11 protein-coding genes are annotated in these 13,859 nt (G+C 55.0%); 5 read left to right on the plus strand and 6 right to left on the minus strand.

The features are described from left to right. Positions 1-82 precede the first annotated feature (82 nt). The 5 genes from ACTJIK_RS24385 to bioD are packed head-to-tail and all read right to left on the minus strand — an operon-like array spanning position 83 to position 5,596. Positions 83-1,054, minus strand: coding sequence for a polyprenyl synthetase family protein (locus ACTJIK_RS24385; RefSeq protein WP_440650162.1), 972 nt, complete (start codon positions 1,052-1,054; stop codon positions 83-85). A gap of 32 nt (positions 1,055-1,086) precedes the next feature. Continuing rightward, positions 1,087-3,213, minus strand: a complete 2,127-nt coding sequence (rnr, locus tag ACTJIK_RS24390; protein ID WP_440650163.1) for a ribonuclease R — start codon at positions 3,211-3,213, stop codon at positions 1,087-1,089. Between the two features lie 28 nt (positions 3,214-3,241). Continuing rightward, the gene (lpxK, locus tag ACTJIK_RS24395; protein WP_440650164.1) at positions 3,242-4,324 is read right to left on the minus strand and encodes a tetraacyldisaccharide 4'-kinase; all 1,083 of its coding nucleotides are present in this window, start codon (positions 4,322-4,324) and stop codon (positions 3,242-3,244) included. Positions 4,325-4,336: 12 nt separating this feature from the next. After that, positions 4,337-4,921, minus strand: a complete 585-nt coding sequence (locus tag ACTJIK_RS24400; protein WP_440650165.1) for a 5-formyltetrahydrofolate cyclo-ligase — start codon at positions 4,919-4,921, stop codon at positions 4,337-4,339. A 30-nt stretch (positions 4,922-4,951) separates the two neighbouring features. After that, positions 4,952-5,596 carry a dethiobiotin synthase gene (bioD, locus tag ACTJIK_RS24405; protein ID WP_440650166.1) on the minus strand — a complete coding sequence of 215 codons (645 nt, stop codon included), beginning with the start codon at positions 5,594-5,596 and terminating at the stop codon, positions 4,952-4,954. 64 nt (positions 5,597-5,660) lie between these two features. Between bioD and ACTJIK_RS24410 the strand changes: the two genes are divergently transcribed. From ACTJIK_RS24410 to fbaA, 5 genes are all read left to right on the plus strand, one after another. Continuing rightward, positions 5,661-7,019: a pyridoxal-phosphate dependent enzyme gene (locus ACTJIK_RS24410; RefSeq protein ID WP_440650167.1), complete on the plus strand. Its 1,359-nt coding sequence runs from the start codon at positions 5,661-5,663 to the stop codon at positions 7,017-7,019. 9 nt (positions 7,020-7,028) lie between these two features. Beyond that, a complete protein-coding gene (locus ACTJIK_RS24415; protein ID WP_440650168.1) occupies positions 7,029-7,805 on the plus strand; it encodes a helical backbone metal receptor in 777 nt (258 codons plus the stop codon). 140 nt (positions 7,806-7,945) lie between these two features. Next, positions 7,946-8,386: a ubiquinol-cytochrome c reductase iron-sulfur subunit gene (locus ACTJIK_RS24420; protein ID WP_440650169.1), complete on the plus strand. Its 441-nt coding sequence runs from the start codon at positions 7,946-7,948 to the stop codon at positions 8,384-8,386. A 180-nt stretch (positions 8,387-8,566) separates the two neighbouring features. Continuing rightward, the gene (locus tag ACTJIK_RS24425) at positions 8,567-9,913 is read left to right on the plus strand and encodes a M60 family metallopeptidase (protein ID WP_440650170.1); all 1,347 of its coding nucleotides are present in this window, start codon (positions 8,567-8,569) and stop codon (positions 9,911-9,913) included. A 55-nt stretch (positions 9,914-9,968) separates the two neighbouring features. Further along, complete coding sequence (gene fbaA / locus ACTJIK_RS24430; RefSeq protein WP_440650171.1) at positions 9,969-11,036, plus strand: class II fructose-bisphosphate aldolase; 1,068 nt, start codon at positions 9,969-9,971, stop codon at positions 11,034-11,036. 44 nt (positions 11,037-11,080) lie between these two features. Here the strand turns inward: fbaA and ACTJIK_RS24435 are convergent, their stop codons facing one another. Beyond that, the gene (locus tag ACTJIK_RS24435; protein ID WP_440650172.1) at positions 11,081-13,798 is read right to left on the minus strand and encodes a hybrid sensor histidine kinase/response regulator transcription factor; all 2,718 of its coding nucleotides are present in this window, start codon (positions 13,796-13,798) and stop codon (positions 11,081-11,083) included. Positions 13,799-13,859: the final 61 nt, after the last annotated feature.

Raw genomic sequence — 13,859 nt, forward strand, 5'->3', positions numbered from 1 at the left:
CTAAAAACCGTTAATGGTAAACAGTAACACTTATCCTCGTTACCATTTACCATTAACGGTCAAATATAATACTATTCAGTTATCAATGTTGCCTCGTCAAAAGAAAATCCGCCAGCTCCTTCAGGGGCGCTTTCCGGTGCGATAATACCGCGATATCCTCCAGGTGCCCGAAGGCGATCTGGCTGAAACGTTCCTTTTCTTTTTCAGCCCATTCATCCACGCGGCAGTCGTGGAACACCTGCAGCACTTCTTCCACTTTGTTGCCGGGATTGGTTTCCATGAGCTGGTGCAGGTGCTGCTTCTGGGCGGGATTGCACAGCTCCAGCGCTTTGAGCAGCAGGAAGGTCTTTTTGTTGATCAGGATGTCTCCACCCTGCTTCTTCCCGAACTTTTCCGGGTCGCCGAATGCGTCCAGGTAATCGTCCTGTATCTGGAACGCGATGCCTACGTTCCTGCCGAATTCGTAGAGATGTTTCTGGTTGCCGTCGCTGCCGCCGCCGGTGATGGCGCCCATCTGCAGGCTGGCGGCCAGCAGCACGGAGGTTTTGAGGGCGATCATGCTCACATAGTCTTCGTATTTCACCTGTTCCGGCTGCATCTGTTCCATGTCCATATCCAGCTGCTGGCCTTCGCATACTTCGCGGGCGGCTTTGTTGAACACGTTGATGATCTTCGTGCGGTACTTTCCCTGGATCTTGTTCAGGTAATCGTAGCTGTGAATGAGCATCACGTCGCCGGCCAGTATGGCGGCGGAATCGCTGTATTTCGTGTGCACGGTGGGCATGCCGCGGCGCAGCGGCGCCTTGTCCATAATATCGTCGTGGATGAGGGTGAAATTATGGAACAGCTCTATGGCGTTGGCGGCATGGAAAGCGTCGGGCTGTATCTCGTCAAACAATTCATTTCCCAATAAACACAACGCCGGCCTGATCCTCTTTCCGCCGATCCCGAGAATGTACTGGGCGGGATCGTACAGGTTGGCAGGATGGTCCGGGAATTGTCTCTTGCTAAACTGTTCTTCAAACTGTACTGACAAATCTTTAAATGAATGCATGATGCAAGTGTTATATTCTTCTGGTTCTGCTGTTACTTCTTTTTCTTCCTGGCAGCCGGCTTAGCGTCCGCCGCGGGTTTGCGGCCCCTGCTGCCTTGTTTGCCGGCGCTCTTTTGTTTTGCTTCCCTGTCCGGCGACGCCACGCTTTTTGTGCGCACGCCTTCCCTGGGCATTTCAGCGCTTCTGCGTTTAGACGGGCGTTTGCCGCCGTCGTCTTCCGTTTCCGCTTCCACCAGGTCGTAATCCAGCTGGCGTTTGGCGAGGCTGGCGGCCACTACCTGGATGGTCACCCTGTCTCCTATCCTGATCCTGCGGCCGCTTTGCATGCCTATCAGCGCGTATTCGGATTCTGAATGCCTGAAATCCTCGCTGAGGTTGTGGATGCTGATCAACCCTTCGCATTTGGCCTCCACCGTTTCCGCCCAGAAGCCGAAATGCGCCACGCCGCTCACGACGGCCTCGAAGGTTTCGCCGATGAACTGCTGCATGTATTCCACCTGTTTGTACTTGTTGCCGGCGCGTTCCGCGTCCATGGCTTTCCTTTCCATTTCGGAGGAATGTTTGCAGCGCTTTTCCAGCAGCTTGTCTATCTTGATGTCTTCGGCCAGGCATTGCGCCAGGATGCGGTGCACCAGCACATCAGGATACCGCCTGATGGGCGAGGTGAAGTGGCAGTAATGCATGAACCCAAGACCGTAGTGGCCGATGTTCTCCGTAGTGTAGGCCGCTTTGGCCATGGTACGGATGCCCAGCGTTTCCAGCACGTGCTGCTCAGGCTTGCCCTGCACCAGCTGCAGCATCTTGTTGAAGGATGCGGCGATCGTTTCCGGGCTGTTCACATCGAATTTATACCCGAATTTACTCGCAAATACGGCAAATACATGCATCTTTTCCTCGTCCGGCGTATCGTGCACGCGGTAAGGGAAAGGCACGGGGTTCTTGTTCACTTTTTGTTTGGACACGTATTCGGCCACTGTCTTGTTCGCCAGCAGCATAAACTCTTCGATCAGCTGGTGGGCCTCCTTGCTTTCCTTGATGGTAACGCCGATGGGCTTGCCGCTTTCATCCAGCTGGAAGCGCACTTCCTGCGAAGAGAAATTGATGGCCCCTTCGCTGAACCGTTTTTTGCGCATGGTTTGCGCCAGGTTATTCAGCAGCAGCACTTCCTGGTCGTAAGGCCCCTCGCCTTTCTCGATGATCTCCTGCACTTCTTCGTAGGTGAAGCGGTGCGCGGAATGGATCACGGTGCGGCCCAGCCAGAATTGTTTTACTTCCGCCTTGTCGTTTATCTGGAACACGGCGGAGAACGTAAGCTTGTCCTCATGCGGCCGCAGCGAGCACAGCTCGTTGGATATCTTCTCCGGCAGCATGGGCAGCACACGATCCGGCAGGTATACGGAGGTGGCGCGTTTTTCGGCTTCTTTGTCCAGCGCGGTAAGCGGCTCCACGTAATGGCTCACATCCGCGATATGCACGCCAATTTCCAGCAGGCCGTTCTTCAGCCGGCGGATGGAAAGGGCGTCGTCAAAATCCTTCGCATCTACCGGGTCGATGGTAAAGGTGAGTATTTTACGGAAGTCTTTGCGTTGGCCGATCTCTTCGGCGGTAATGTTTTCTTTGATGGTGGCCACTTCTTCCAGCACTTCATCAGGGTAATGCAGCGGGAAGCCGCTTTCCACGAGTATTTCCTTCATGGCCAGGTCGTTCGCGTCCGACGCGTCGAGTATTTCCACTATTTCGCCGACGGGCTTGCGGGTCTTTTCCCCCCAGGCCACGATGCGCACCACGGCCTTATCGCCGTTTTTCGCTTCTTTGAGTGAATTTTCGGGAATATAGATATCGGGTACCCCGGCTCCTTTTTCAGGCACCAGGAAAGCGAAGGTCTTGCTTAGCTGGATAGTGCCGGTAAACTCGGTCTTCTTACGTTTCAGCACATCGGTAATGAACCCTTCCATGCGGCCGGGACCTTTGCCCTGGCGGATCACGTCCACCAGCACTTCGTCGCCGTCCAGCGCGGTGTTCAGGTTCTTCTGTTTTACCATAATGTCGCTCGGCAGGCCTTCTACCGCTACAAAGGCCATCCCGGAGCGGGTCACATCCACAATGCCTTTATAGGTCTTCTTCTGGCTGCTGTCCTTCTTGGGTTTCTTCTTCTTCATTGACATGATTTTTAGGGTGCGGTGTGTATTATCCGGCCTGTCCATTCTCAGCCGCTAACATACTGTTTGCAACATAATCAAAAATAAAACTATTAAACGATTCCTCCTCTCCCGACAGGAAGGCTACTTCGACAGGCATCACTTTGAAGGGCAATTGCATATCGCCGATCCGTTCGCGCAGCAAATGCAGCCTTACGGCGTCCTTTTCGGTGGTGATAATGAACTTTTGGTCCCCGTCCAGCTGGTCAAGCTCCAGCTTGATCTTGTCCAGGTCTTTCTGCGTATAGTAGTAATGGTCCGGGAAAGAGAGCAGGTGTACGTTTTTGTACCGTTGCAGCAAATGTTGTACCAAAGGCTCGGGCCGCGCAATGCCGCAAACTACGAGAATGCTTGCTGCGGCGGGTATTTCCGCTGTTTCATTCGTCAGCATATCCACCGGCTGCCCGTACCGCAGCGTGGTGAAAAACAGCCGCTGGTGCGGCAATGGCTGTATCTCGGCGCGCAGGCCGTCCTGTTCCGCCCGGCTAAGGTCCGGCGGGCATTTGCTGACAATGATCCCGTTTGCCCGGTGATAACCTTTTCTGCCTTCACGCAGCCGCCCGAAAGGCACTACGTGATCGCGTGTGAAAAGACGGCTGTAGTCCGTCACCATGAGATTCAGCCCGGGTTTGATGGAGCGGTGCTGGAAAGCGTCGTCCAGCAGTATCACCTGGGTTTCCGGCCTTTCGCCCAGCAGCTCGGGCACAGCCAGCATCCGTTCTTCACCCACGCATACGGTAATGCCGGGAAACTTCCGGTGGAATTGCATGGGCTCGTCCCCGATGTCCGCCGCGGTGGTATCTGCCTTTGCCAGCAGGAAACCTTTGGTCCGCCGGTTGTAGCCGCGGCTGAGGGTGGCGATGTTGTAAGGCCCTTTCAGCAGGCGGATCAGGTATTCCACATGCGGGGTTTTGCCGGTGCCGCCTACAGACAGGTTGCCTACGGCGATCACGGGCAGGTCGAACTCCACGGAGGTGAGCACGCCATTATCGTATAGGCGGTTACGTATCCACAGTACCAGGCCGTATAAAAGGGAAAACGGGTATAAAAGGTAGTTCAGGTATTGCCACACGGGACTCTCATTTTAAGCTGAAAAATAAAAAACGCCGCCGGGCGTCACCACTGCATCCATGGGCACATCGCCGCGGTAAGCGTCTGCCACCGGCTCGGGCAGCGGGCCGAACAGGCTGAGGCCGATGGCCTTCACACCGGGCCGGCATTGCTGCAGGAAAGCGTCGTACATGCCTTTGCCATAGCCTACACGCTGGCCTGTTTTGTCGAAGGCCAGCATGGGCACAAACACCACATCGATGTCCTGCGGGGCCACCAGTTCGCCGCTTTCAGGCTCGGGGATGCCGTAGGAATTATGCACGAGGCGGGTCGCATCGTCCCACCGGAAATGCTGCATATTGCCGGTTGCCAGGTAAGAGCGGCTCAGCACCAGCTGTACGCCCGGGTATTGCTGCTTCAGCCATTCCGCCAGCGGGTAGGTGTCCACTTCCTTTTTGGCGGAGATAGGCAGAAAAAGATGAATATAAGAAGGCCCACCCAGCTGCAGCTCCCTGCAATGCTCCAGCAGCGCGGCATTCAGGCTGGCCCACTCTTCAGCGCCCAGCGCAAGCCGTTTTGCAAGATAGTCTTTCCGGATATCCTTTTTGAATAATGGCATTGGATGTCGGGCTTCGTTTAAAGATTACTGTTATCCCGCGGAAAGCAGCTGCTGCAAAGCAGGCCGCATCAATTCCGCCTGCACGGCCACAAAATCCCGGTTCAGCCTGCGCGCCCGCGGGATGCGTGTGATGCGGTGGTAACGGCTCCAGCTGATGATATCGTCTTCGTTGGTATGATGGTCGCCGTTGAAGATCCAGCCCAGCACCGGTATCTCAGCGTTGCGCAGGGCCATGGCCGTGAGCAGGCTGTGATTGATGCTGCCGAGATAATTCTGCGACACGATGATCACTTTCGCGCCGAGCGCCTTGATCAGGTCCAGCGTGAAATACTGTCCGCTGAGCGGCACCATGAGCCCGCCCGCGCCTTCGATCACCAAAGATTTGCCAGGCTGCTGGAACTGCTTCGCATGTTCGATGATACGGTCCTCATAGATCGTAATGCCTTCGCTGCGCGCCGCCAGGTGCGGCGATGCGGGCATCCTGAGGCGGTACAGCTCTTCCTTCGCGTTGCCGGGTTCGCTGAGCAGGGAGCGTACGGTCTGCGTGTCCGTAGCATCCTGCAGGCCCGCCTGCACCGGCTTCCAGTACAGCGCGCCCAGGGCCTCCGCAACACAGGCCGACGCCACCGTTTTGCCTACGCCGGTACCAATACCGGTGATGAAGATATTATTCATAAAAGCAAATATAAATCATCATTCAACCAATTACCTTAATTTCGTTTTCCAAGCACCAAAACTTATGAACTACTGCGAAAACATACTTGAAACAATCGGCAATACCCCATTGGTGAAGCTCCACCGTGTGAGCGCAGGGCTGCCCTGCCCCGTGTTTGCAAAAGTGGAATTCTTTAACCCCGGCAACTCCATCAAAGACCGCATGGCCGTGAGAATGGTGGAAGAAGCCGAAAAACGCGGCCTGCTGAAACCCGGCGGCACCATCATCGAAGGCACTTCAGGCAATACCGGTATGGGCCTTGCGCTGGCCGCCATCGTGAAAGGTTATAAATGCATTTTTACCACGACAGATAAACAATCCAAAGAAAAGGTGGACATCCTTAAGGCAGTAGGCGCCGAAGTGATCGTATGCCCCACCAATGTGCTGCCGGAAGACCCAAAGTCATACTACTCCGTGAGCAGGCGCCTGGCCACCGAAATACCGAATTCCTTTTACGTCAATCAATACGACAACCTCGCCAACCGCGACGCGCATTATGAGCAGACCGGCCCTGAAATATGGGAGCAGACGGACGGGAAGATCACCCACCTGGTAGTGGCCACCGGCACCGGCGGCACCATTACCGGCGCAGGCAGGTTCCTGAAAGAAAAGAACCCTGCCATCCAGGTATGGGCCATAGACAGCTACGGTTCCCTGCTGAAGAAGTTCTTCGATACCGGCGAGCTGGACATGAATGAAGTGCATCCTTACATCACCGAAGGCATCGGGGAAGACTTCGTGCCGCAGAACTACGACATGAGCGTGATAGACCACTTCGAAAAAGTGACCGATAAGGACGGCGCCGTCATGGCCCGCCGTATTTCGAAAGAAGAGGGAATTTTTGTGGGTTACTCCGCAGGATCGGCCATGGCAGGGCTTCAGCAACTGAAGAGCAAACTGAAACCGACGGATGTTGTGGTAGTGGTTTTCCACGACCACGGCAGCCGCTACGTGGGCAAGGTATACAACGACCAATGGATGATGGAACGCGGCTTCCTGGATGTAAAGACCGTGAAGGATGTAGTGAACAGCCGCCGCAACCTGCCGCTGGTGACCATTACGCCGGAAGAAAAAGTACACGAGGCCATTGCCAAAATGAAGAAATTCGACATAGAGCACCTGCCCGTGTTGCAGAACGGACAGATCATTGGCGCCATTTCGGAAGGCGGGCTGTTCAGCAAACTCATAGACCAGCCCGAGCTGAAGGAAGCATCCGTGCAAAGCGTGATGCACAAAGCGTTCCCGGTGGTAGCGATGGATACGCCGATCGAAAAGCTGGCCGTTTATATCAACAAGGAAAATGGCGCCGTGCTCACGCAGGACGATACCGGCGCGCATCATATCGTGACCAAATATGACATCATCCAGGCGCTGGGCAATTAATATCCGCACATGCTTTATACAGATCAGACAGGCCGCAGGGTGGATATCCCTTCGCCGCCGCAGCGCATTGTATCGCTGGTGCCTTCGCAAACCGAATTATTGTACGACCTGGGGGCCGATGTGGCCGGCATCACGAAATTCTGCATCCACCCGGAAGAATGGTTCCGCTCCAAAACCCGCGTGGGCGGCACCAAACAGGTAAAGCCTGAAGTGATCGCTTCCCTCCGCCCCGACCTGATCATCGCCAATAAAGAAGAAAACGAAAAGGAACAGGTGGAATCCCTCGCAAAGGATTACCCCGTTTGGGTCAGCGATATCCACACCCTCAACGATGCGCTGGATATGATCACTTCTCTCGGAGACATCCTCTCCAAACGCCACGCCGCCCACCAGCTTACACAAAATATCCGCGACCGTTTCGATCTCCTTCAACCTCTTCAAACCGCTATTCCCACCGCTTATTTCATATGGCGCGACCCATGGATGGTGGCGGGCAACGATACCTTCATCCACCAGATGCTGCATGCCTGCGGGCTGCGGAATGTATTTGAGGACATTCCGCGTTATCCTTCCGTAAGCCTTGCCCAGCTGGCCGCCAGCGGATGCAGGCTGGTGCTGCTGTCCAGCGAGCCGTATCCTTTTAAGGAAAAACATATCGAAGAAATAAAAGCGTATCTCCCTGATGCGGACGTGCTGCTGGTGGATGGAGAGATGTTTTCCTGGTATGGCAGCAGGCTGCTGCATGCGCCGGGATATTTTAACGAGCTGCTGAAGATCTTCCGCTGATAACCCTGCTACTCTCTCATCATTTTTATTTTTCCAGGCAACCCGTTTAAATCATCTGCCGTACTCTTCCTGAAAAACCGTTTTTACAAGCCGTTAAAACGAATCTGATAAACAACCAACAACCTTAAACCATCTCAATTATGGAAAGAAGAGACTTTTTGTCCAATATGGGCATTACCCTTGCTATTGTCTGTACCGGCGGATTGGCGGCCTGCGGCGGAAAAGGCGACGATCCCCAGCCCGATCCTCCGGGCAATCCTCCCGGCGGCGGCAACGCCAGGCTGACCGTGAATCTCGGCAACCAGCTCACCACGGTAGGCAGTTCCCTCATCAGCGGCGGCGTAGTGCTCATCAGGCTGGCAGCGGCCAATGTTCCCGCATCATTTTCCGCGGTAACCAGCACCTGCACGCACCAGGGCTGCACGCTTTCAGGCGTGAACGGCGGCATCATCGAATGCGCCAGCGCCTGCGGCCACGGCAGCAAGTTTAATTCTGACGGAACGGTAAACACCGGCCCTGCAACTGCGGCGCTTACAAAATATAGCATTGAGATCAGCGGCAATACCCTTACCGTGAAATAACGATCATAAAGAACGGTGACGGATATATTATCGTGAACAGCTTATCTTACAAAGGGCCGGCCCGCCATGGCCGGCCCTTTTACAGCTCTGTAACACAAATGTCATTTATCAGGTTAGTTGGGATTGCTAACGGAATGGAATACACTACATTTACCGTGTCACCTGAAAAACCAGATCTGAATGTCCACGAACAGCTACTCTATTGTTATGGCAGCCATCCTCCTTGGCGTTGCCTGTAAAAAATCATCGTCTCCGCTTACGCCGGAAGAGGAAAAGAACAAACCGGTGGCGGTGCAGGCCGCCACTGCAAGAGCAGACAGCCTGATGCAGGCCGCTGAAGTATTTTCCGGCACAGCAGAAGCCTCACGGCTGGGGCAAAGCTTTCCCGCGTCAGACTTTACGCCCACCGGTTTTTACCTGCCGCCGAACGTTACCTTGAAAGTGAACGTGGAACAGGTTTCCGGCGCCAAACTGCCGGTATTGCTGGTAGGCACCTACTCCCGCTACACCAACAAATGGAACCCGCAGGAAGTACAACTCAAAAGCGGCGAAAACACTATTACGGACCCGCTGGGAGGCTTGCTTTACCTGCGTTTCACAGCTTCGGCGCCCGGCGGCTCCATGGCCAAAGTGAGATTTGTGAGCGGGCAGAAACCCGTGCCTTTTTACCGGCTGGGCAAAACCACGCACGCAGACTGGCTGGAAGCCCTCCGCGTCATGACGGACGTGCCCGACGTGCAGCTGGTAAGCAACCGTACGATCATCGTGGCGTCCCGCGCAAATGCGCTTGCTTACCAGACCGAAGACCAGGATGCCTTGCTGCGCCTGGCGGACCGTGTGATCAATATCGAAGACTCCATCAGCGGGCTGGACGGCAGTTCCCCGTCCGAGAACGTGAACGTGCACAAATACCTGATGACCGAAACAGACAACGCGGATTACTATATGGTGGCCACCTGGTACCGCACGGCCTATTACCAGAACACGCTGGCCGCCGTGCTTACCCTGAACGGCCTGGGGAAAGACGGCTGGGGGCCCTGGCATGAGCTGGGCCATATGCACCAGCAGGGCGCCTGGACCTGGGGAGCGCTGGGCGAAGTGACGGTGAACATCTATTCCCTGGCCGTGGAGCGCAAGCTGGGCATCACGCCTTCCAGGCTTAAAAGGGATAACGCCTGGCCCAAAGTGGACGCGTATTTCGCGAAAAGCGACGCAGAGCGGAACTTCAACAGCAACAGCGCAGACGTATGGGTGCGCCTTTGCATGTTCCACCAGCTGTGGATGGCTTACGGCGACGCATTCTACCACAAGCTGCACAAGGCCGCACGGCAGGAAAAACCTTCCCTGTCAGGCGATGCGGCCGAAATGAGCTGGTTCATGCTGAAGGCCTGCGAAATATCCGGCAACGACCTTACTTTCTTTTTCCGCAAATGGGGCCTGCCGGTGGAAGAAAGCGTTTACACAGCCATAGCCGCGCTGCAGCTGCCTGCGCCTGCCACCGAGCCGTCAACTTTGCGGGAAAACTAAAAATTGAATTGCCTATATTTGCTTTCCTTTAAAAATAAAAAACATATCATCGTCTATGGGAAAGTACAAAGCCGGCGTATTATTCGGCGAAGAGCTGGAAGCGCTCTACAATGATGCCAAACAGAATGAATTTGCCATGCCCGCAGTGAACGTGGTGGGCACCAACTCCGTGAATGCAGTACTGGAAACAGCCGCCAAGGTGAATTCCCCGGTAATCATCCAGTTTTCCAACGGCGGTGCGCAGTTCTTTGCCGGTAAAGGCATGCCGAACGACAAGCTGCAGGCCAACATTTCCGGCGGTATTTCCGGCGCCAGGCATGTGCATGAAGTAGCCAAATATTACGGCGTACCCGTTGTGCTGCATACAGACCATGCCGCTAAAAAATGGCTGCCCTGGATAGACGGCCTGCTTACTGCCGGCGAAGCTTTCAAAAAAGAAACCGGCCAGCCGCTCTACAGCTCTCACATGCTCGACCTCTCCGAAGAGCCTATCCACGAGAATATTGAAATATCCAAAAAATACTTCGAAAGGATGAACAAGCTGGGCATGTCCATCGAGATCGAGCTGGGCGTTACCGGTGGCGAGGAAGATGGCGTGGACAATTCCGGCGTGGAAAACTCCCTGCTGTACACCCAGCCTGAAGATGTGGCCTTCGCCTACGAAACCCTCAACCAGGTGGGCAGCCGCTTCACCGTGGCAGCTGCTTTCGGCAACGTACATGGTGTTTACAGCCCGGGTAACGTGGAATTGCGCCCCGAGATCCTGAAAAACAGCCAGGATTACATTGAGAAAAAACACAATACTGCTAAAAAACCCGTGTTTTACGTGTTCCACGGCGGTTCCGGCTCACCCAAGCACCAGATCAACGAGACCCTGGGCTACGGCGTGATCAAAATGAACATCGATACCGATATGCAATGGGCTTTCTGGGAAGGCGTACTGGGTTATTACAAATCCAAGGAAGCATACCTGCAGGACCAGCTGGGCAACCCCGAAGGGGCTGATAAACCCAATAAAAAATACTACGATCCCCGCGTTTGGCTGCGCAAGGCTGAAGAAACATTCGTGAGCCGCCTGGAAGAAGCGTTCACCGACCTGAACTGCATCAACCGCAACGCGTAAGGTTATCACACCTTTTTATAGCAAAGGCTGGTCTTGTTAAAAGATCAGCCTTTACTTTTTCCTTTGAACATGGTGGGTGAAATGCCGAGCTTGCTCTTGAATACCGTGGAGAAATAAGCCGGCGATGAAAAGCCCGTCTTGTATGCCACTTCCGCCACCGTGTACTCCTGGTGCTGCAGGAAATACCGCGCTTTCTGCAAACGCGCATTTAAAATATATTCATTGACGTTAGTGCCCATCAGCGCCTTTACTTTCCGGTACAATTGCACTTTTGAAATATTCATCTGCCGGTAGATATCCTCGATGGAAAATTCTTCATTCCCAAGGTTATTCTCCACGATGGAAGTGAACTCGGAAACAAAGCGGAGGTCAGACCGGCGGGAGGCCGTATTCCTCAGGCCAGCCGGGATGTCTGCCGTGAAGTGTTCTTTTATGTGGCTGCGGTTGGCGAGCAGGCTGGTGAGCGTATGCTGCAATATTTTAAAATCGAAAGGTTTAAGGATGTAGGCATCCGCTTTGTTCTGTAGCCCCTCCACCTGCTGGTCCGGCGTCACCCTTGCCGTGAGCAGTACCACCGGGATATGCGCCGTCCTCACATCCGCCTTGATCTCCTTCAGCAGCGCATGCCCGTCTTTCACCGGCATCATTACATCGCAGATGATCCCGTCAGGCAGGTATTCAAAAGCCATCTGCAGGCCCTGCTGGCCGTTTTCAGCTTCCAGCACTTCATAGTCTTCAGACAGGCGGTGCTTGATGAAACCGCGCAGCTCCGGGTTGTCTTCCACCAGCAGGATCACGAACCTTTTATCCTGTTTGGCCTGCTCACCCGGTTCGTCCGCCACGGGCAACAGGTCTGCAGTGTAAAACTGCGGCTCTTCCCTGCCGGAGGATCCGCTCAGTTCCGCGGGTTCGAAATGCCGGTTGCCCAATGGTACCGATACGGTGAAGATGGTGCCCCTGTTCTTCCCGCTGCTGGCCGTGATGGTGCCGTGGTGCAGCTGCACCAGCTCCTTGCATAGCGCCAGCCCCAGGCCGGAGCCTTTATGATTGTCTACTTCTCCCTGGTAAAAAATGTCGAACGCATGCTGCATCACTTCGGCAGACATGCCGATGCCGGTATCCTGCACCTGGATCACGGCGTCTTCTCCCCGCTTCTCCAGCTTGATGAGCACCGCACCCTGGTCCGGCGTGAATTTGAAGGCATTGGACATGAGGTTAAACAGCACCTTGTCCATCATGCCGGTATCCATCCACACGGGCAGGTGCCGTTCCGAGGTCACCAGCCTGCAGTCGATCCCTCTCTGGCGAGCCGTGTGCTGGAAGATCTCCACGATCTCATGGCAAAAAAGCACGAGGTCGTGCTCGGATGCGCGAACCTGCATTTTATTGAATTCCAGCTTCCTGAAATCCATCAGCTGGTTTACCAGGTGCAGCAGGCGGCTGGCGTTCTTTCTCACCAGCGACAGCTGCTGCCGGTCCCCGCCGTGGAGCCTGGAATGCTGCAGCATTTCATCCAGCGGCCCGATGATCAATGTAAGCGGGGTGCGTATTTCATGGGAAATGTTGGTGAAGAAGGTGATGCGGGCTTCGTTGGCCTTTGCCGCCGCTTCGCTCATTTCCATCAGCTGCCTGCTTTGCCGGCTGATCTCCTCGTTTTGCAGGGCCAGCTTGCGGTTGATCTGTTTATTGAGGTTGCGGGAATACCAGAGCAGCCCCGCGAAGATCACGGCCGCGCCGAGGGTGATGCCGAGCACGTATAACATGGTGCGCTGGCTTTTATAGACGCGGAGCTGCTCCGCGATCATACCCTGCTGCAGTTCGATGTCTTTTTGCTGGTTGAGTATCTTATCTGTCTGCAGCTGCATCATCCGCACGTTCGTGGAGTCTACGACCAGCGTTTGCAGGAAAGTTTCTTTAGGCAGGGCCGTCTTGTTCAATATGCTGATGGCGTTGCGGATGGCTTCTGTTCCGCCGGTCGGGTACAGCAGCGAAGCGTTCAGCACTTTGGCGGACACCATTTCCAGGCCGGCTCCCTTCCCGGGCAGCGCATCCACGCCAATGATCTTCACGTTCCGCGCACCCGCCCTGATGCTGGCCTCCCGGGCGCCCATGGCCATTACGTCGTTATGCGCAAATACAAGGTCCGCCCGCGGCAGGAAGCCGCTGATGCTGTCCAGCGCCGCTTCCGATTTCTGCTGCACCCAGTCCCCGTGCACCTGTTGCAGTATATGGATCCCGGGATGTTTGCTGATCCCGTCCATGAACCCGCGTTTCCGCTCTATTGCCGGGGAAGAGGCCGGCAGCCCCACCACCTCGATCACATTTCCTTTCCCTTTCAGCAAAGCCGACACGTATTCGCCGGCGATCCTGCCGATCTCGTAATTATCCGCGCCAATATAATTAGTGTAACTGGTGGAAGCGATCTTCCGGTCCACAACGATCACCGGGATGCCTTTGTTGAAGACCTCCTCCACCACGGGGGTGAGCGGCTTCGCCTCGTTCGGGGAAATAATGAGCAAGTCGATCCCTTCCGCCAGCAATTCCCGTACCTGCGCCACCTGCAGCTGGCTGTTGTCGTCCGCCTGCTTGTAGATCAGCTCTATGCCCGGATGAAAAGAAAGCTCCCGCTGCATTTCCGCCAGCATGGATTTTCGCCAGTGGTCCGCTTCGCCGCATTGTGAAAACCCTATCCTGAAATGCCGCTGCTCCGGCTTGGGCCGGCAACCAGCGAATAAGATCAGTATAACGAGGAAGCGAAACATGGTCTAATGTAAAATTTTTCTTCCAACTACGCGCCGGAATCCCCTTCAATTCTCCCGCAAA

This window comes from Chitinophaga sp. 22620, assembly GCF_052044405.1.
In the GTDB taxonomy this organism is placed as follows: domain Bacteria; phylum Bacteroidota; class Bacteroidia; order Chitinophagales; family Chitinophagaceae; genus Chitinophaga.

Coding starts and splice junctions, on each gene's coding strand:
- ACTJIK_RS24385 (WP_440650162.1), bottom strand. CDS start 1,054: ATGCATTCATTTAAAGATTTGTCAGTACAGTTTGAAGAACAGTTTAGC.
- rnr (WP_440650163.1), bottom strand. CDS start 3,213: ATGAAGAAGAAGAAACCCAAGAAGGACAGCAGCCAGAAGAAGACCTAT.
- ACTJIK_RS24400 (WP_440650165.1), bottom strand. CDS start 4,921: ATGCCATTATTCAAAAAGGATATCCGGAAAGACTATCTTGCAAAACGG.
- bioD (WP_440650166.1), bottom strand. CDS start 5,596: ATGAATAATATCTTCATCACCGGTATTGGTACCGGCGTAGGCAAAACG.
- ACTJIK_RS24410 (WP_440650167.1), top strand. CDS start 5,661: ATGAACTACTGCGAAAACATACTTGAAACAATCGGCAATACCCCATTG.
- ACTJIK_RS24415 (WP_440650168.1), top strand. CDS start 7,029: ATGCTTTATACAGATCAGACAGGCCGCAGGGTGGATATCCCTTCGCCG.
- ACTJIK_RS24420 (WP_440650169.1), top strand. CDS start 7,946: ATGGAAAGAAGAGACTTTTTGTCCAATATGGGCATTACCCTTGCTATT.
- ACTJIK_RS24425 (WP_440650170.1), top strand. CDS start 8,567: ATGTCCACGAACAGCTACTCTATTGTTATGGCAGCCATCCTCCTTGGC.
- fbaA (WP_440650171.1), top strand. CDS start 9,969: ATGGGAAAGTACAAAGCCGGCGTATTATTCGGCGAAGAGCTGGAAGCG.
- ACTJIK_RS24435 (WP_440650172.1), bottom strand. CDS start 13,798: ATGTTTCGCTTCCTCGTTATACTGATCTTATTCGCTGGTTGCCGGCCC.